At 67.5% G+C, this 17,442-nt stretch carries 25 protein-coding genes; all 25 read right to left on the bottom strand.

The genetic code is table 11. The annotated features are described in order from the left end of the window. Position 1: 1 nt before the first annotated feature. The gene (locus tag JNB61_RS14560) at positions 2-589 is read right to left on the bottom strand and encodes an adenylate kinase (RefSeq protein ID WP_220340094.1); all 588 of its coding nucleotides are present in this window, start codon (positions 587-589) and stop codon (positions 2-4) included. After that, complete coding sequence (gene secY / locus JNB61_RS14565) at positions 586-1,908, bottom strand: preprotein translocase subunit SecY (RefSeq protein ID WP_159846859.1); 1,323 nt, start codon at positions 1,906-1,908, stop codon at positions 586-588. The genes JNB61_RS14560 and secY overlap by 4 nt, the downstream gene beginning before the upstream one ends. A gap of 98 nt (positions 1,909-2,006) precedes the next feature. Beyond that, positions 2,007-2,618 (bottom strand): 50S ribosomal protein L15, encoded by a 612-nt coding sequence (rplO, locus tag JNB61_RS14570; protein ID WP_159846862.1) that lies wholly within the window; start codon positions 2,616-2,618, stop codon positions 2,007-2,009. Continuing rightward, on the bottom strand, positions 2,618-2,803 hold the full coding sequence (gene rpmD, locus JNB61_RS14575) for a 50S ribosomal protein L30 (protein WP_018171461.1): 186 nt from the start codon (positions 2,801-2,803) through the stop codon (positions 2,618-2,620). The genes rplO and rpmD overlap by 1 nt, the downstream gene beginning before the upstream one ends. Then, the gene (gene rpsE, locus JNB61_RS14580) at positions 2,803-3,492 is read right to left on the bottom strand and encodes a 30S ribosomal protein S5 (RefSeq protein ID WP_220291879.1); all 690 of its coding nucleotides are present in this window, start codon (positions 3,490-3,492) and stop codon (positions 2,803-2,805) included. The genes rpmD and rpsE overlap by 1 nt, the downstream gene beginning before the upstream one ends. After that, entirely contained in the window at positions 3,489-3,848 is a 360-nt protein-coding gene (rplR, locus tag JNB61_RS14585) for a 50S ribosomal protein L18 (RefSeq protein ID WP_045301506.1), read from the bottom strand. Before rplR ends, rpsE begins: the two co-directional genes overlap by 4 nt. Positions 3,849-3,850: 2 nt before the next feature. Beyond that, the gene (gene rplF / locus JNB61_RS14590; RefSeq protein ID WP_159846868.1) at positions 3,851-4,387 is read right to left on the bottom strand and encodes a 50S ribosomal protein L6; all 537 of its coding nucleotides are present in this window, start codon (positions 4,385-4,387) and stop codon (positions 3,851-3,853) included. Positions 4,388-4,393: 6 nt separating this feature from the next. After that, positions 4,394-4,792, bottom strand: a complete 399-nt coding sequence (gene rpsH, locus JNB61_RS14595) for a 30S ribosomal protein S8 (protein ID WP_116194490.1) — start codon at positions 4,790-4,792, stop codon at positions 4,394-4,396. A gap of 135 nt (positions 4,793-4,927) precedes the next feature. Next, entirely contained in the window at positions 4,928-5,518 is a 591-nt protein-coding gene (gene rplE, locus JNB61_RS14600) for a 50S ribosomal protein L5 (protein WP_159846871.1), read from the bottom strand. A gap of 2 nt (positions 5,519-5,520) precedes the next feature. Next, entirely contained in the window at positions 5,521-5,880 is a 360-nt protein-coding gene (gene rplX, locus JNB61_RS14605; RefSeq protein WP_159846873.1) for a 50S ribosomal protein L24, read from the bottom strand. Between the two features lie 4 nt (positions 5,881-5,884). Continuing rightward, positions 5,885-6,253: a 50S ribosomal protein L14 gene (rplN, locus tag JNB61_RS14610; RefSeq protein WP_045301495.1), complete on the bottom strand. Its 369-nt coding sequence runs from the start codon at positions 6,251-6,253 to the stop codon at positions 5,885-5,887. Next, a complete protein-coding gene (gene rpsQ / locus JNB61_RS14615) occupies positions 6,250-6,564 on the bottom strand; it encodes a 30S ribosomal protein S17 (protein ID WP_056371390.1) in 315 nt (104 codons plus the stop codon). The genes rplN and rpsQ overlap by 4 nt, the downstream gene beginning before the upstream one ends. Then, positions 6,564-6,878 carry a 50S ribosomal protein L29 gene (gene rpmC, locus JNB61_RS14620; protein WP_220291881.1) on the bottom strand — a complete coding sequence of 105 codons (315 nt, stop codon included), beginning with the start codon at positions 6,876-6,878 and terminating at the stop codon, positions 6,564-6,566. Before rpmC ends, rpsQ begins: the two co-directional genes overlap by 1 nt. Further along, entirely contained in the window at positions 6,878-7,297 is a 420-nt protein-coding gene (rplP, locus tag JNB61_RS14625) for a 50S ribosomal protein L16 (protein ID WP_067354305.1), read from the bottom strand. Before rplP ends, rpmC begins: the two co-directional genes overlap by 1 nt. Next, the gene (rpsC, locus tag JNB61_RS14630; protein ID WP_159846877.1) at positions 7,297-8,079 is read right to left on the bottom strand and encodes a 30S ribosomal protein S3; all 783 of its coding nucleotides are present in this window, start codon (positions 8,077-8,079) and stop codon (positions 7,297-7,299) included. Before rpsC ends, rplP begins: the two co-directional genes overlap by 1 nt. Then, entirely contained in the window at positions 8,079-8,477 is a 399-nt protein-coding gene (gene rplV / locus JNB61_RS14635; protein WP_045301488.1) for a 50S ribosomal protein L22, read from the bottom strand. The genes rpsC and rplV overlap by 1 nt, the downstream gene beginning before the upstream one ends. Positions 8,478-8,499: 22 nt before the next feature. Further along, positions 8,500-8,781, bottom strand: coding sequence for a 30S ribosomal protein S19 (gene rpsS / locus JNB61_RS14640; protein WP_045275479.1), 282 nt, complete (start codon positions 8,779-8,781; stop codon positions 8,500-8,502). Between the two features lie 12 nt (positions 8,782-8,793). Beyond that, positions 8,794-9,633, bottom strand: a complete 840-nt coding sequence (gene rplB, locus JNB61_RS14645) for a 50S ribosomal protein L2 (RefSeq protein ID WP_220291883.1) — start codon at positions 9,631-9,633, stop codon at positions 8,794-8,796. A gap of 24 nt (positions 9,634-9,657) precedes the next feature. Beyond that, the gene (gene rplW, locus JNB61_RS14650) at positions 9,658-9,957 is read right to left on the bottom strand and encodes a 50S ribosomal protein L23 (protein WP_159846879.1); all 300 of its coding nucleotides are present in this window, start codon (positions 9,955-9,957) and stop codon (positions 9,658-9,660) included. After that, positions 9,954-10,616: a 50S ribosomal protein L4 gene (gene rplD / locus JNB61_RS14655; protein WP_159846881.1), complete on the bottom strand. Its 663-nt coding sequence runs from the start codon at positions 10,614-10,616 to the stop codon at positions 9,954-9,956. The genes rplW and rplD overlap by 4 nt, the downstream gene beginning before the upstream one ends. A 4-nt stretch (positions 10,617-10,620) precedes the next feature. Further along, on the bottom strand, positions 10,621-11,280 hold the full coding sequence (gene rplC / locus JNB61_RS14660; RefSeq protein ID WP_159846883.1) for a 50S ribosomal protein L3: 660 nt from the start codon (positions 11,278-11,280) through the stop codon (positions 10,621-10,623). An 8-nt stretch (positions 11,281-11,288) separates the two neighbouring features. Beyond that, a complete protein-coding gene (rpsJ, locus tag JNB61_RS14665) occupies positions 11,289-11,597 on the bottom strand; it encodes a 30S ribosomal protein S10 (protein WP_018171443.1) in 309 nt (102 codons plus the stop codon). Positions 11,598-12,069: 472 nt separating this feature from the next. After that, entirely contained in the window at positions 12,070-13,122 is a 1,053-nt protein-coding gene (locus tag JNB61_RS14670) for a hypothetical protein (protein WP_220340095.1), read from the bottom strand. Between the two features lie 530 nt (positions 13,123-13,652). Continuing rightward, positions 13,653-16,922, bottom strand: coding sequence for a hypothetical protein (locus JNB61_RS14675; protein ID WP_220340096.1), 3,270 nt, complete (start codon positions 16,920-16,922; stop codon positions 13,653-13,655). 271 nt (positions 16,923-17,193) lie between these two features. Next, positions 17,194-17,412 carry an Rv0909 family putative TA system antitoxin gene (locus tag JNB61_RS14680; RefSeq protein ID WP_220291897.1) on the bottom strand — a complete coding sequence of 73 codons (219 nt, stop codon included), beginning with the start codon at positions 17,410-17,412 and terminating at the stop codon, positions 17,194-17,196. Positions 17,413-17,442 lie beyond the last annotated feature (30 nt).

The raw sequence follows: 17,442 nt of genomic DNA on the forward strand, positions 1-17,442 counted from the left end.
ATCAGGCGGCGCGGCGGAGGCCGCGCCCCTTGAGCGCCGCGATGATGCGGTCGGTGATCTCGTCGAGAGAGCCCACGCCGTCGATGTGCAGCACGAGGTCGCGCGCCTCGTAGACGCCGACGATCGGGGCCGTCTCGCGCTCGTAGATCGCGAGGCGGTTCGCGATGACCTCTTCGGTGTCGTCGGTGCGACCCTGCTCCTGCGCACGCTGCGCGATGCGGGAGATGCTCTCCTCACGCGGCACGTCCAGGAGGATCACGGCGTCGAGCTCTTCGTCGCGGCCCTCGAGGAACTCGTCCAGGTGCATCACCTGGGCGACGTTGCGGGGGTAGCCGTCGAGGAGGAACCCGCCCTCTGCGTCCTCCTGCGAGAGGCGCTCGCGCACGACGGCGCTGGTCAGCTCGTCGGGGACGAGGTCGCCCGCCTCGATGATGGCCTTGACCTGGCTGCCGAGCTCCGAGCCGTCCGCGACGGCGGCACGGAACACGTCGCCCGTCGAGATGGCCGGGACGCCGAACGCCTCGGCGATGCGGATGCCCTGCGTTCCCTTGCCCGAACCCTGCGGGCCGACGATCAGAAGTCGCGTCATCGGAGGAGCCCTTCGTAGTGGCGCTGCTGGAGCTGCGCGTCGATCTGCTTCACCGTCTCGAGACCCACGCCGACGATGATGAGGATGGAGGCGCCGCCGAACGGGAAGTTCTGGTTCGCGCCGACCGTCGCCAGGGCGATGAGCGGCAGGAGCGCGATCAGACCGAGGTAGATCGAGCCCGGGAGGGTGATGCGGGTGAGGACGTAGTCCAGGTACTCCGCCGTCGGACGACCAGCACGGATGCCGGGGATGAAGCCGCCGTACTTCTTCATGTTGTCGGCGACCTCGACGGGGTTGAACGTGATCGCGACGTAGAAGTAGGTGAAGCCGACGATGAGGAGGAAGTACAGCGCCATGTACAGCGGGTGGTCGCCGCGCACCAGGTACAGCTGGATCCACGCGACCCAGGCGGGAACCTCTTCGCCCGCCTGCGGCTGGTTGAACTGCGCGATGAGCGCCGGGATGTACAGCAGCGACGAGGCGAAGATGACGGGCACGACGCCTGCCATGTTGACCTTGATCGGGATGTACGTGTTCGTGCCGCCGTAGGTGCGGCGACCGACCATGCGCTTGGCGTACTGCACCGGGATGCGGCGCTGCGACTGCTCGACGAAGACGACGAGCCCGACGACGACGATGCCGACGGCCAGCACGAGCAGGAAGACCTCGAAGCCCTTGGACTGCCAGATCGCCCACATCGAGGCGGGGAACGCGGCGGCGATCGAGGTGAAGATCAGCAGCGACATGCCGTTGCCGATGCCGCGCTCGGTGACGAGCTCGGCGAACCACATGATGAGGCCGGTGCCGGCGGTCATCGTGATGATCATGAGCAGCTGCGCCCACCACACGTCGTTCGTGAGGAGGTTCTCGCACTCGGGAACACCGGTGGTCCCGAAGAGCTGGCCGCTGCGCGCAACGGTGACGAGGGTCGTCGACTGCAGGAGCGCCAGCGCGATCGTGAGGTAGCGCGTGTACTGCGTGAGCTTCGCCTGGCCCGCCTGGCCCTCCTTGTAGAGGGTCTCGAAGTGCGGGATGACCACGCGCAGCAGCTGCACGATGATCGTCGCCGTGATGTACGGCATGACGCCGAGAGCGAAGATCGACAGCTGCAGGAGGGCGCCGCCGGAGAACAGATTCACCAGCGAGAGGAGGCCCTCGGTGCCGGCGGACTGCCGCAGACACGACTGCACGTTCGGGAAGTCGACGAACGGTGCGGGAACATGCGCACCGAAGCGGTACAGGGCGATGATCGCCAGGGTGAATGCGATCTTCCGACGCAGGTCGGGTGTGCGGAAGATCCGCGCGATGGCGCTGAACAAGAGGATTCCTCCAGAGGGGGCGTCGGCACGCAGACGTGCCGACGTCCAGGGTAACCCAGTGGGGGCCGGAGCAAGCTCCGACCCCCACTGTGCGCGTATTACTTGACGGCGCCGCCCGCGGCGACGATCTTCTGCTCGGCGGAAGCCGAGACCTTGTCGACCGACACGTTGAGCTTCACCGAGATGTCGCCGGTGCCGAGCACCTTGACCTTCTCGTTCTTGCGCACTGCACCCTTGGCGACCAGGTCGCCGACGGTGACGTCGCCACCGGCCGGGTACAGCTCCGCGAGCTTCTCCAGGTTCACGACCTGGTACTCCACGCGGAACGGGTTCTTGAAGCCGCGCAGCTTCGGGGTGCGCATGTGCAGCGGCATCTGGCCGCCCTCGAAGCCCACCTTGACCTGGTAGCGGGCCTTGGTGCCCTTGGTGCCACGGCCGGCGGTCTTGCCCTTCGAGCCCTCACCGCGACCCACGCGGGTCTTGGCCTGGTTGGAGCCCGGGACCGGACGCAGGTGGTGCACCTTCAGCACGCCCGGGCGCGAAGCCGGGACGTCCTTCTTGGCGGCGGCCTTCTTGGCGGGCGCCTTCTCAGCCTTGTCGGCCTTGGCGGCGGCAGCCTTCGCGGGGGCCTTCTTCTCGGCGGCGGCCTTGGGAGCAGCAGCCTTCTTCGGGGCCTTCTCGGCCTCGACGGCTTCGTTCTTCTCAGCCATCAGTCGATCTCCTCAACCTTCACGAGGTGCGCGACGGTCCGGACGTAACCGCGCGTCTGCGCGTCGTCGGGACGGACGACCGAGTCGCCGATCCGCTTCAGACCGAGCGAACGCAGCGTGTCACGCTGGTTCTGCTTCTCGCTCACCTTGGACTTGACCTGCGTAACCTTCAGGCGCGCAGCCATCAGACACCTGCCTTCGCAGCGGCCGCGGCGTCAGCCTCGGCACGGACGAGACGGGCGGGGGCGACCTGGTCGAAGTCGAGACCGCGACGCGCGGCGACCGCACGGGGCTCCTCGAGCTGCTTCAGGGCCTCCACCGTCGCGTGGACGATGTTGATCGTGTTCGACGAGCCGAGCGACTTCGACAGCACGTCGTGGATGCCGGCGCACTCGAGGACGGCACGCACCGGGCCACCGGCGATAACACCGGTACCGGCTGCGGCGGGGCGCAGCAGCACCACACCGGCAGCGGCCTCACCCTGCACGGGGTGCGGGATGGTCGAGCCGACGCGGGGCACGCGGAAGAAGTTGCGCTTGGCCTCTTCGACGCCCTTCGAGATCGCCAGGGGCACCTCGCGGGCCTTGCCGTAGCCGACGCCCACCACACCGTTGCCGTCGCCGACGACGACGAGCGCGGTGAAGCTGAAGCGACGACCACCCTTGACGACCTTCGAGACACGGTTGATGGTGACGACGCGCTCGAGGAACTGGCTCTCGTTGCGGTCGCGACCACCGCGGTCACCGCGGGTCTGGTTGCGCTCGCGACCACCGCGGCGCGGCTCGCGCTCGCGCTCGGCGGGCGCGTCAGCAGCCGGGGCCTGCGCCTCGGCAGCAGCCTGCTCGGTCACGATGTTCTCCTTGTTGTCACTCACAGGTTCAGACCTCCCTCGCGGGCGCCGTCGGCGATCGCCGCGACACGGCCGGCGTAGCGGTTGCCGCCACGGTCGAACACGACGTCCGAGACGCCGGCGGCCTTCGCGCGCTCGGCGAGAAGCTCGCCGACCTTGCGGGCCTTGGCGGTCTTGTCAGCGTCGGACGCACGCAGGTCGGTCTCGAGGGTCGAGGCAGAGGCCACGGTGTGGCCCTTGCTGTCGTCGACGAGCTGCACGAACACGTGACGCGACGAACGCGTGACGACCAGGCGGGGACGCTCGGTGGTGCCGACGACCTTCTTGCGAAGGCGGGCGTGACGACGCGCGCGCGCGTCGGACTTCGACTTCACAGCCATGGTTACTTACCAGCCTTTCCGGCCTTGCGCCGAACGACCTCGCCGGCGTAGCGCACACCCTTGCCCTTGTACGGCTCGGGCTTGCGGATCTTGCGGATGTTGGCCGCGGCCTCGCCGACGGCCTGCTTGTCGATGCCCGAGACCGTGAGCTTGTTGTTGCCCTCGACGGTCAGGGTGATGCCCGCGGGCGCCTCGACGAGGACGGGGTGCGAGAAGCCGAGAGCGAACTCGACCGCCGTGCCCTTCTGCGCGACGCGGTAACCCGTGCCGACGACCTCGAGACCCTTGGTGTAGCCCTGGGTGACACCGATGATGTTGTTGTTGATGAGCGTGCGGGTCAGGCCGTGGAGCGAACGCGAAGCGCGCTCGTCGTCGGGACGGGTCACGACGACCTGGCTGTCCTCGACCTTGACTTCGATGGGACGGGCCACGGTGAGCGTGAGCTCGCCCTTGGGGCCCTTGACGGCGACATCCTGGCCATCGACCGAAACGGTCACGCCGGCGGGGATGTCGATCGGAAGACGACCGATTCGCGACATGTCAGATCACCACACGTAGGCGAGGACTTCCCCACCCACGCCCTTCTGCTCTGCCTGACGGTCCGTGAGCAGACCGGAGGAGGTGGACAGGATCGCGACGCCGAGGCCGCCGAGGACGCGCGGGATCTCGGTCGACTTCGCGTACACGCGGAGGCCGGGCTTCGAGACGCGCTTGATGCCGGCGATCGACCGCTCGCGGTTCGGGCCGTACTTGAGCGTCAGCGTGAGGGTCTGGCCGACACGGGCGTCCGAGACCTCCCACGCGGAGATGTAGCCCTCCTGCTTGAGGATCTCGGCGATGTGGGTCTTGAGCTTGGAGCTCGGCAGCGACACGGAGTCGTGGTGCGCCGAGTTCGCGTTGCGCAGACGGGTCAGCATGTCTGCGACCGGGTCTGTCATTGTCATTTCTTGATTCCTTTGTTCACGAGGTATCGGCTGCCGTTACACGCCAGACGACCTTCCATGATTGCCGTATTCAGTTGTGGGTTCGGATGCTGCGACCCGGCCGTGTGCGCCGGGTCGCAGCATCCGTTTCAGGAATTACGCCTGCGCGTCGTCAGCCTTGAACGGGAAGCCCAGGGCGCGCAGGAGCGCGCGGCCCTCGGCATCCGTCTTGGCCGACGTCACGATGGTGATGTCGAAGCCGCGGACGCGGTCGATCTTGTCCTGGTTGATCTCGTGGAACACGGACTGCTCCTGGAGACCGAAGGTGTAGTTGCCGTGACCGTCGAACTGCTTGCCCGAGAGGCCGCGGAAGTCGCGGATGCGGGGCAGGGCGAGGTTGACGAGACGGTCGATGAACTCCCACGCGCGGTCGCCGCGGAGGGTGACGTGCGCGCCGATGGCCTGGCCCTCACGCAGCTTGAACTGCGCGATGGACTTGCGGGCCTTGGTCACGACCGGCTTCTGGCCGGTGATCTTGGTGAGGTCGTCGACCGCACCATCGATCACCTTGCTGTCGCGAGCAGCCTCGCCGACACCGGTGTTCACGACGACCTTGACCAGGCCGGGGATCTGCATGACGTTGTCGTAGCCGAACTCGTCCTGCAGCGCCTTCTTGATCTCGGCGTTGTACTTCTGCTTCAGGCGGGGCTGGATCTTGCCAGCCTCCACGGCAGTGGTGGTGCTCATGTTCAGAGGTCCTTGCCTGACTTCTTCGCGTAGCGCACGCGGACGGTGCGCTTCACGCCGTCCTTGGTCTGCTCCTCGACACGGTGGCCGACGCGGGTCGGCTTCTTGGTCGAGGGGTCGACGACCTGGACGTTGGAGATGTGGATGGGGGCTTCCATCGTCTCGATGCCGCCCGTCTTGGTGCCGCGCTGCGACTGACCGACACGGTTGTGCTTCGTGACGTAGTTCACGCCCTCGACGATGACGCGGTTCTGCTCGGCGAGGACTTCGAGGACCTTGCCCTGCTTGCCGCGGTCGCCGCCCTTGTCCTGCTTCTTGCCCGTGATGACCTGAACCAGGTCACCCTTCTTGATCTTGGCCATGAGGTCAGATCACCTCCGGTGCGAGCGAGACGATCTTCATGAACTTCTTGTCGCGAAGCTCACGACCGACCGGTCCGAAGATGCGGGTGCCGCGGGGCTCCCCGTCGTTCTTCAGGATGACGGCGGCGTTCTCGTCGAACTTGATGTACGAACCGTCGGCACGACGGGTCTGCTTGACGGTGCGGACGACGACGGCCTTGACCACGTCGCCCTTCTTGACGTTGCCGCCCGGGATCGCGTCCTTGACGGTGGCCACGATGATGTCACCGAGGCCCGCGTAACGGCGGTTCGAGCCACCGAGAACGCGGATGGTGAGCAGCTCCTTGGCGCCCGTGTTGTCGGCGACCTTGAGGCGGGACTCGTTCTGAATCACTTGGCCTTCTCCAGGATCTCGACCAGACGCCAGCGCTTGGTGGCGCTGAGCGGGCGGGTCTCGTTGATGAGGACGAGGTCGCCGATGCCGGCGGAGTTCGTCTCGTCGTGCGCCTTCACCTTGGAGGTGCGGCGGATGACCTTGCCGTAGAGCGGGTGCTTCACGCGGTCCTCGACCTCGACGACGATGGTCTTGTCCATCTTGTCGCTGACGACGTAGCCACGGCGGGCCTTGCGGTAGCCACGGGCGTCGGCGTCGCGAACGTCGTGCTCGCCGTGCTCGACCTCAGCGGCCTGCTTCTTGTCAGCCATCACTCGGCCTCTTCCTTCGCGGCCGCGGAAGTCTCATCCGACTTCTTGGCCTTCGTCTTCTTCGCCTTCGTCGCGGTCTCCAGCGGCGCGGGCGTGGCACGGATGCCGAGCTCGCGCTCACGGATCACGGTGTAGAGCCGCGCGATGTCGCGCTTGACCGCACGGATGCGGCCGTGGCTCTCGAGCTGGCCGGTGGCCGACTGGAAGCGCAGGTTGAACAGCTCTTCCTTGGCCTTGCGCAGCTCCTCGACGAGGCGCTGGTCTTCGAACGTGTCGAGCTCGCTCGGGGCGAGCGTCTTGGTGCCGATCGCCATTACGCGTCGCCCTCCTCGCGCTTGATGATGCGTGCCTTCAGCGGCAGCTTGTGGATGGCTCGGGTCAGGGCCTCACGAGCGAGCTGCTCGTTGACGCCCGCGACCTCGAAGAGGACGCGACCCGGCTTGACGTTTGCGACCCACCACTCCGGCGAACCCTTACCGGAGCCCATGCGGGTCTCGGCCGGCTTCTTGGTGAGCGGACGGTCGGGGTAGATGTTGATCCACACCTTGCCGCCACGCTTGATGTGACGGGTCATCGCGATACGAGCGGACTCGATCTGACGGTTGGTCACGTAAGCGGGCGTGAGGGCCTGGATGCCGAACTCGCCGAAGGAGACCTTCGTGCCGCCGGTGGCCTGGCCATCGCGCTTGGGGTGGTGCTGCTTGCGGTACTTGACCTTGCGGGGGATGAGCATTACGCCGACGCTCCTTCTGCCACGGGGGCCTCGTTGCGGCGCTCGCCGCCACGCTCGCCGCGGTCGCCACGCGGGCCGCCACGGCGGTCGTCGCGACGACGGTCCGACTTCGGCGCGTTGGCCTGCTCGCGAGCGAGCTCCTTGTTGGTCAGGTCGCCCTTGTAGATCCAGACCTTCACGCCGATGCGGCCGAAGGTGGTCTTGGCCTCGTAGAAGCCGTAATCGATGTTCGCGCGCAGCGTGTGCAGCGGCACACGACCCTCGCGGTAGAACTCCGAGCGGCTCATCTCGGCGCCGCCGAGGCGGCCGGAGACCTGGATGCGGACACCCTTGGCGCCGGCGCGCTGCGCGCCCTGCAGGCCCTTGCGCATCGCGCGGCGGAACGCCACACGAGCGGTGAGCTGCTCGGCGATGCCCTGCGCGACGAGCTGGGCGTCGGCCTCGGGGTTCTTGACCTCGAGGATGTTCAGCTGGATCTGCTTGCCGGTGAGCTTCTCGAGGTCGGCGCGGATGCGCTCGGCCTCGGCGCCGCGGCGACCGATCACGATGCCCGGACGGGCGGTGTGGATGTCGACGCGAACGCGGTCACGGGTGCGCTCGATCTCGATGTTGCTCACGCCGGCCCGGTCGAGCTGGGTCTGCAGGAGCTTGCGGATGCGGATGTCCTCGGCGACGTAGTCGGCGTAACGCTGGCCGGGCTTCGTCGAGTCCGAGAACCAACGCGACACGTGGTCGGTCGTGATGCCGAGGCGGAAGCCGTACGGGTGGACCTTCTGTCCCATTACTTGCTCGCCTTCTTGCTCTTGGCAGCCGGCGCCGTCTCCGCGACCTCGGGGGTCGAGAGCACGACGGTGATGTGGCTGGTGCGCTTCTTGATCTGGAAGGCACGACCCTGCGCGCGGGGCTGGAAACGCTTGAGCGTCGTGCCCTCGTCGACGTACGCGTTCTTCACGTACAGGTCCTGCTCGTCCAGGTACTCGCCGTCCTTGTCCGCCTTGACGCGAGCGTTCGCGATCGCGGCGGCGACGAGCTTGTAGATCGGCTCGCTCGCACCCTGCGGTGCGAACTTGAGGATGGCCAGGGCCTCCTCAGCCTGCTTGCCCTTGATGAGCGCAACGACACGACGAGCCTTCTGAGGGGTCACGCGGATGTGTCGCACGCGTGCGATGGACTCCACCATTTCTCTCTCCTCTGCCCCCGCGTCAGCGGCGGCGGCCCTTCTTGTCGTCCTTCACGTGGCCGCGGAAGGTGCGGGTGGGCGCGAACTCGCCCAGCTTGTGGCCGACCATGGTCTCGGACACGAACACGGGGATGTGCTTGCGTCCGTCGTGCACGGCGATGGTGTGACCCAGCATGGCCGGGATGATCATCGAACGGCGCGACCAGGTCTTGATGACGTTCTTGGTGCCGGCTTCGTTCTGGACGACGACCTTGCGAAGCAGGTGCTCGTCGACGAAGGGGCCCTTCTTAAGGCTGCGAGGCATCTTCCTCTACTCCTACTTCCGCTTCTTGCCGGCGTTGCGACGACGGACGATGTACTTGTCGCTTTCCTTGTTCGCGTGACGGGTGCGGCCCTCAGGCTGACCCCACGGCGAAACGGGGTGACGACCACCGGACGTCTTGCCCTCACCACCACCGTGCGGGTGGTCGACCGGGTTCATGGCGACACCGCGGACGGTCGGGCGGACGCCCTTCCAGCGCTTGCGGCCGGCCTTGCCCCAGTTGATGTTCGACTGCTCGGCGTTGCCGACCTCGCCGACGGTCGCGCGGCAGCGCGCGTCGACGTTGCGGATCTCGCCCGAGGGCAGACGCAGCTGCGCGTAAGGGCCGTCCTTCGCCACGAGGCGAACCGACGCACCGGCCGAGCGGGCCAGCTTCGCGCCGCCGCCGGGGCGGAGCTCGATCGCGTGGATCACGGTACCGGTGGGGATGTTCTTCAGCGGCAGGTTGTTGCCCGGCTTGATGTCAGCCGAGGCGCCCGACTCGACGATGTCGCCCTGCGACAGCTTGTTCGGCGCGAGGATGTAGCGCTTCTCGCCGTCGAAGTAGTGCAGGAGCGCGATGCGCGCGGTGCGGTTGGGGTCGTACTCGATGTGCGCGACCTTGGCGTTGATGCCGTCCTTGTCGTTACGACGGAAGTCGATGACGCGGTACTGACGCTTGTGGCCACCACCGATGTGACGCGTGGTGATGCGGCCCTGGTTGTTGCGGCCACCGGTCTTGGCGAGCGGGCGGAGGAGCGACTTCTCGGGCGTCGATCGGGTGATCTCGGCGAAGTCGGCCACCGACGAGCCGCGGCGACCCGGGGTCGTGGGCTTGTACTTGCGAATAGCCATATCTCTAGTCCTCTATCCCGACCGTCAGCCGACTGCCGTGAAGATGTCGATGGTGCCCGACTTCAGGGTCACGATGGCGCGCTTGGTGTCCTTGCGCTTGCCCGTGCCGAAGCGGGTGCGACGGGCCTTGCCCGTGCGGTTGAGCGTGTTGACCGCTGCGACCTTGACGCCGAAGATCTTCTCGATGGCGAGCTTGATCTCGGTCTTCGAGGCGCGGGGGTCGACGAGGAAGGTGTACTTGCCCTCGTCGATGAGCCCGTAGCTCTTCTCCGAAACGACCGGCTTCAGGATGATGTCGCGCGGGTCCTTGTTGATGCCGGTCATGCCGAGACCTCCTCGGTGGCGGCGCTCTTGGACGCGACGAACGCGTCGTAGGCGGCCTTGGTGAAGACGATGTCGTCCGAGACGAGCACGTCGTAGGCGTTGAGCTGGTCGGCCGGCAGCACGTGGGCGAACGCGATGTTGCGGACGCTGAGGACGCTGATGTCGTCCGAGCGGTCCACGACCACGAGCACGTTCTTGGTGGCGCCGAGACCGGTCAGGACCGCAGCGGCGGCCTTGGTCGACGGGGCACCCTCGATGCCGAACGACTCCACGACGTGGAGACGCTCGCCGCGAGCGCGGTCGCTGAGCGCGCCCAGCAGAGCGGCCGCGATCATCTTCTTGGGGGTGCGCTGCGCGTAGTCGCGCGGCTTCGGACCGTGGACGATGCCACCACCGGTCATGTGCGGCGCGCGGATCGAGCCCTGGCGGGCGTTACCCGTGCCCTTCTGCTTGAAGGGCTTGCGGCCGGCGCCCGAGACCTCACCGCGACGCTTGGTCGAGTGGGTGCCCTGGCGAGCCGCCGCGAGCTGCGCGACGACGACCTGGTGGATGAGCGGGATGTTCGTCTTGACGTCGAAGAGCTCGGCAGGCAGCTGGACCGAGCCAGCCTTCTTGCCGTCTGCCTTCACGACGTCGAGCGCGAGAGTCGAGTCAGCCATGAGATCAGGCACCCTTCACTGCGTTGCGGACGTAGACGATGCGGCCGCGAGCGCCGGGGACGGCGCCCTTGACGAGCAGCAGACCCTTCTCGGCGTCGATGGCGTGCACCTTGAGGTTGAGGACGGTCACGCGCTCGCCACCCATACGGCCGGCCATGCGCATGCCCTTGAAGACACGGCTCGGGGTCGACGAGGCGCCGATCGAGCCGGGCTTGCGGTGGTTGCGGTGCGCACCGTGCGAGGCGGAGACGCCCTTGAAGTTGTGGCGCTTCATGACACCCGCGGTGCCCTTGCCCTTGCTGGTGCCGACGACGTCGACCAGCTGGCCGGCCTCGAACGTGCCGTCCACCGTGAGCTCCTGACCGAGTGAGTAGTCAGCGGCGTCCGCGGTGCGGATCTCGGTGAGGTGACGGCGCGGGGTGACACCTGCGGCCTCGAAGTGGGCCGTGAGGGGCTGGTTCACCTTGCGGGGGTCGATCTGGCCGTAGGCGATCTGAACGGCCTTGTAGCCGTCGCGCTCCGGCGTGCGCACCTGGGTGACCACGTTCGGGGCGATCTCGATGACGGTGACGGGAACGAGCTTGCCGTTCTCATCCCAGACCTGGGTCATGCCGAGCTTGGTGCCGAGCAGGCCCTTGGAAATCTTGTTGTTGATGTCAGCCATGTCGAACCTCAGAGCTTGATCTCGATGTTGACATCGGCTGGAAGGTCGAGGCGCATGAGCGAGTCGACAGCCTTGGGCGTCGGATCGATGATGTCGATCAGACGCTTGTGGGTGCGCATCTCGAAGTGCTCGCGGCTGTCCTTGTACTTGTGGGGAGAACGGATCACGGCGATCACGTTCTTCTCCGTCGGAAGGGGCACGGGGCCCACGACCGTCGCGCCCGCACGGGTCACGGTGTCGACGATCTTGCGCGCCGACGAGTCGATGACCTCGTGGTCGTACGACTTCAGGCGAATGCGGATCTTCTGTCCCGCCATTGTCTGCTCACTCTCTTTCTCGCGTCATACCCCTGTGGCATTGGACGCACGTGGCGCAAAGCGCCATGGCACTTCTGCACCGCTTACGCAGTGCGTGCTGCACCGCTGTTCTGCTGTCAATCCGGATGCCGCGCCGAAACGCTGCTCCCGGCATCCGCCCTCCCCGCGCGCGAAGCAGAGCTCCGCCCGAGGTGGATTCGTGATGTGGTGGTTCTGCTGCCCGCGGCCTAGGACCCTGCGCGTTGCGCTGCCTATGCACTGCCCTGGCAGTGATCCGACGCACGCCAAGAGGGGCGTCGGAATGTGGAACCTCACTAGTCTACGTGCACCCCGGGCGTGTCGCAAACTCGGGCGTGTCGCGACGCGGGTATGCTCGGGCGTTTCTCAGCAGCGGACGGAAACGGATGCGGCATGCCCATGCGAAAGGGCGGCCGCGCTGCGCGCGACCGCCCCTTCACCTGGCTCTGCGGCGTTACTCCGCGGCGCCCTGACGGCGACGGTAGGCCGCGAACGCGACGGCCGAGACGCCGGCGAACAGCACGGCACCACCGGCGACCGCGAACATCGGGCTGATGCCGCCGCCCGTGGCCGCGAGGGCCTCGGAATCGGTCGACGTCGGCGTGCCGCCCGGGTCGGCCGGCGTCACGGTCGGGGTCGGGGTCGGGGTCGGCGTGCAATCCTGCTCGGACTCCTCGGCCGTGAGCTCGCGGGTCTGCGTCTCGGTGGTCGTGACGGTCGGCTCCGCGTCCTCGCCGTGGTAGACGGTCGTGTACACCTCGCGGGTCTGCGTCACCGTGGTGTCGCCGCACTCCCACTCACCGTCGACCCACTCGCCGTAGGTGGTCTTGGTGGTGGTCGGGTTGCAGTCCGCCCACTCCTCCTCGGTCAGCTCGCGGGTCTCGCGCTTCTCCTCCGTCTTGGCGTTGGCCTCGTCGAGGACCCACTCCTCCGCCTCGGCGTCCCACTTGTACGGCGTGGTCGTGATGGTGGTGACAGTGACCACGACCTCGTCGCCGCAATCGGTAGTCGACTCCTCGGTCTCGGTGACCTTGTCCTTCGGCTTCTCCGTCGGGTACTCGCCCTTGCAGACGATCCAGTGGGACACGTTGGCCTGCTTGCCGCCGTCGTTGGGCGGCGACGCGTACGCGACACCGGGCTCGGGGTTCTCGATCACGCTGTTCCACAGGCTGCCTGCCTTGATGACGAGCACCTCCCAGTGGTCGCCCGGCCACGACGAGTCGTACTCGTTGAGCGTCACGGTCTTACCGTCGTCGGTGATCCGACCGTGGTCGGTGTTCCCCTCGCTCGAGTAGCAAGCGACCGCGTTCGGATACTCCTCTTCCCAGTAGTCGGTGTGGTTCGTCTCCGACGTCCACTCGACCAGCTCCCCCTTCACGCCGACGGTGTCAGCGGGCCAGGCGTCAGGTGCGTCGTCCGCGGACGCCCCCGCGGTCACCAGCGGTGCCGCCACGAGGGCAGCGGCGCCCAGCGCCGCAGCCAATGCCTTGAATGTTCGATTGCGCACTGCAGACACAGTGGTCCTCCCCTTTTTTCGGCGCACGGCGCCGTCCCAGCGGTGCGCCGAAGCGCACCGTCATCCCAGCGGCGCACCAGCGAGGCACGCCGTATCTCCCAGCGGCGCACCGAGGCGCGCCGTACATCCCAGCGACGTGCGGGGGCACGTCGGTACTGCTGCGGCACGGGGGTACCGCGTTCCTTCAGTGCGCGGGGGCGCACCACCCACCCGTCGGGGGGACCGGGCGTCAGACCACACGCGGTTCGGGCCGAATGGGATCCGGGTTCCGCATCCTTCCCGAGGGTCGCGGAACAGGCGGAGAACCGCCTTCCGTGCAGGCTACCGCGACACGCCCGGATGCGCGAATCGACGCGCGGGACGGATGCCGCGGGCCGCGGCATCCGTCCCCTCGCATGTCTGCGACACGCGACCGAGCCCCTCGCCTTTGGGGTGCGAGGGGCTCGGTCGTCCGTTCGCTCACGCGGCGGGACTCGTGTGGGAGAGAGCGGGCCTTGGGGCGGTCCCGCTCTCCCTCACGTTCAGAGGGTTGCCTTGGCCTCTCCGCGGCGGCGGCGGGCGACGATCAGCATCGTCGTGCCTCCGAGCAGGGCGAGCACGCTGAGCAGGACCAGCAGCGGCGGCACCTGTCCGCCACCGGTCGCCGGCAGCGGCGGCTGCGCCGCGGGGCACACCTCGACCGACTGCGACGCCGAGACGGGCTCGTCGTCGGACGGGGTGACCGTGGCGGTGTTCGGGTGCTTCGCGCATGCGCCGTTGACCGTCGACAGGTCACGCGAGTACGTGAAGACCTTCTCGCCGTCGACCGCGTTCAGAACGACCTCGCCGCCGAACTCGGCCGCCGTGTCCGACACGGTGGCGGTGGCGTCCGTCGTGGCGGGCGTCACCTCGGCGAAGTCCACGTCGGCGGTCGCCTCCGCGGCACCCGAGGTGCCGAGCAGCTCCTCAGCGTCCCACGTGATGTCCACCGTGTTCGTCACGGCCGTCTCGGCGGTCGCGTCGGCCAGGGTGCACTCGTACGGGAACTCGACGGTGGTGCCGGCCGGGATCACGAGGTCATCGGTCCCGCCGACCTGGCACTCCCCGCCGGGCAGGGCGTCTTCGAGCGTGATGGCCACGTCCACGTCGTTCGGGTTGGTGACCGAGATGGTCCCCCACACCGCGAAGTTCGAGTCCATGGCGGCCGTCGGCGTGACGGTCACGGTGTACGCGAACTTCGCCGACGCACCGGCGCCCACCGTGGCGGAGGTGTGGTCCACCGTCTTGGTGATCGTCCAGTCGTAGTCGCGGTCGAACGAACCCTCAGCCGTCTTGCTGACCATGATGTCCTGGTAGTCGCAGACCGTGACGGTCTCGTCCGCCTGCTCCCCCGTCTCCTCGATCCATGCGGTGTTCGTGTAGTCGACGCAGGTGCCCGGAACGCCGTCGAGGGTCAGCTCGTACGGGAACTCCTGCGGGCCGTCCGCCCAGTTCGCCGTGCCGAGCACGACCGGGTTCTCGGGGTCGGTCATGTCGTCGATCACCGTGATGGTGTCGTTGACGAGGGTCATGTCCCAGTCGGCCTCCGTGATCTGCGCGGTGTAGTCCGCGCTCGAGTCGGGGCTCGACGCCTCGTCGGCGTCCCACGTCACCGTCGCCTTGTTGGACCCCGTGATGAACGGGCCGTCCTCCGAGAAGCTGCAGGTGTACTCGAACGTCCTGGTCGAGTTCGCGGGGATCGTCGCGTCGACGCCGTCCGTCACCGTGCAGGAGGCGCCCTCGAACGAGGGCACGTCGGTCACGGTCGCCGTCACATCCTCGTTGTTCGGGTTGAAGACGTCGATCTCGCCCTCCATCGCCCAGTCGGAGTCGGTCGCGGCACCCGGAGTCACCTCGACGACGTAGTTGAACGTCGCCTGACCGTTCTCGTCGACCGTCCGGACCGTCTCGTCGACGCTCTTCTCGATGTCCCACGCGTACGTCCGCGTCAGGCTCACCACGACGTTCTTCTCGATGGTCAGGTTCTCACCGGTGCAGACCTCGACGGTGGCGCTGTCGGACAGCACCGGCTGGTTGGACGTCGCCGCGATCGACGCGGTGTTGTCGTACTCCTTGCACGCGCCGGCCGCGACATCGTCGCCGAGGTCACGCGAGTACTCGAAGACCGTGGGCTTGGTGACGTCGGTGACGGTCTTGGGGCCGCCGAACTCGGCGGCCGTGTCGGACACGGTCACCGAGGCATCCGTCGTCGTGCTCGGCGCCACGCCCGCGAACGTGAAGTCCGCGGTCGCGTTCGTCGAGCCGGCGGGGATCGCCGACGAGTCCCAGGTCACGGTCGCGGTGTTCTTGCCGGCCGTCCCCGAGGGGAGCGTGCAGCTGTACGCGACCTGCGCGGTGCCGCCGTTCTTCGGCACGACGGGCAGTTGCTGGGTCGTGATCACACACTGTGCGCCGGGGATCGAGTCCGTGACGCCCGTGATCGGCACGTCGATCGGGTTGGTGTTGGTGACCGTGATCACGCCGGTGACCGTGTAGCCCGAGTCGATCGGCGCCGAGGGCGTGACCGTGACGGTGTAGTCGAACGTCGCGTTCTCACCGGGGCGCACGGTGGCGCTCGCCGGGTCGACCGTCTTCTCGATCTGCCAGTTGTAGTCGCGGACGAACGAGGGGACCGCGGTCTTGGTCGCCGTCAGCGGCACACAGGTCGACGGCGGGGTGATGCTCAGCGGACCTGCCCAGGCCTGGATGTTGCCGCCGAGCTCGTTGTTGTTGCCGGTGAACGAGCGGATGTAGACCGAGGAGCCCAGCGTCGGCGGGCAGCCGGGCTTGACGTTGGCGAGCAGAGCGAGGTTGAGGCCCACCTCGACGAACGTGCCGTCGGCGTTGGTGACTCCCATGAAGCTGTTCGCCGGGAAGTTGCTGGTGATGCAGGTGCCAGGGTAGTTCGCGGTGCTGGTGTACGTGCACACGCCCCGGAGGATGGTGCCGTCGTTGCCGCTCTGGTCCATGAAGAAGACCGTCCCGCCGAGCGAGCGGTCGGGCTGGGGCACGTTGCCCTCACCGCCGGAGCGCGTCGGAGCCTTGGTGATCTCGATGATGAAGCCCGACGAACCGGTGCCGCTGGCTCGGTCCCACGCGGCGAACAGGATCGGGTCGCCGTCCACCGTCGTCGACCACGCCTGCGCGTTGAGGATCGTGGCGTGCTGGGACGGGCTTCCCGCGGCATACCACGTCGACGGGTCGCTGTTGTCGTTGGTGGTCTTGTACGGGCCGTGGCTGTTCGTGCTCGCGTCGGGCACGCTGTCCCAGTCCTGGCCACCGCAGTTGACCGGGCGGTCGCCGTCGATCTCGAAACCGTAGAAGAGCGGCGGACACGCGAGTGCCACGACGTCCTCCTCCTCGGGCGCGGCGAGCGCGGCGACCGGAGCGGCCGGCTCCTCGGCGGCCGGCTCCTCAGCCTTCTGCTCCTCCACCGGGGCCGCAGGCTCTTCGGCTGCGGGCTCCTCGGCGGCCGGTTCCTCCGCCGCGGGCTCTTCCGCGGCCGGCTCCTCCGCAGGCGGCGGGGTCGCAGCATCCGTCGATGTCGTGGCGGTCGTCGTGGCCTCTGTCGTTGCGGCGGGGTCTGTCGTCACCTCCTCCGCCGAAGCCGGGGACATGCCCGAGAAAACGAGCGAACTCGCGACGATCGCCGCGAGTCCTCCCACATACCAGCGGTTCTGCAGCGCGATCCTGCGCTCCTGATTCCGCTCCTGACGCATGCGGCTGCGCAGACCCTCAGACTTCGAGGCGCGCACGAAAGTACGACTGAACATTTCCTTCACCCTTGGTCGAAACGACACAGGGTGCCCCAAGATGGAGCCCCTCCCAGCACGCAACGGCCAGCGAAGTAGGCGTCCCCAGTTGATCCCCAAATGGTTCGGCGTTCTCCCCAAACACGAGCCGAAGCGTGTTCCCGCCGCCAAACGTATTCGGGAGACCGCGGCGCGTCAAGGCGCCGCGCGAAAGTCGCGGTGTCTTCCGCGGTTGTCCTGAGCAGACGAAGGAGCGGCCCGGGTCGCCCCGGGCCGCTCCTCCAAGATCGCGCTACTGGTTGCCGACCGCTCCGTCGACATTCCCGCGGATGTCGTCGACCGTGTCGTGGTGCTCCTCGGGCACGACCTTCTTCGCGAGCCCCGAGGCGCCGTCCAGCACCTTGTCGCTGATGTCCTCGGCCTGCTCGGACTTCAGGAACTCGCCGATCTTGTCCTTGTTCTGCTCATACAGGCCCTTGCCCTGATTGACGAGGTCGTCGAAACCGCCCATGCTCACTCCTTCGCGCGCCTCCGGCGACGC

The organism is Microbacterium ureisolvens (genome assembly GCF_019511645.1).
GTDB classification, from domain to species: Bacteria; Actinomycetota; Actinomycetes; order Actinomycetales; family Microbacteriaceae; genus Microbacterium; species Microbacterium ureisolvens_A.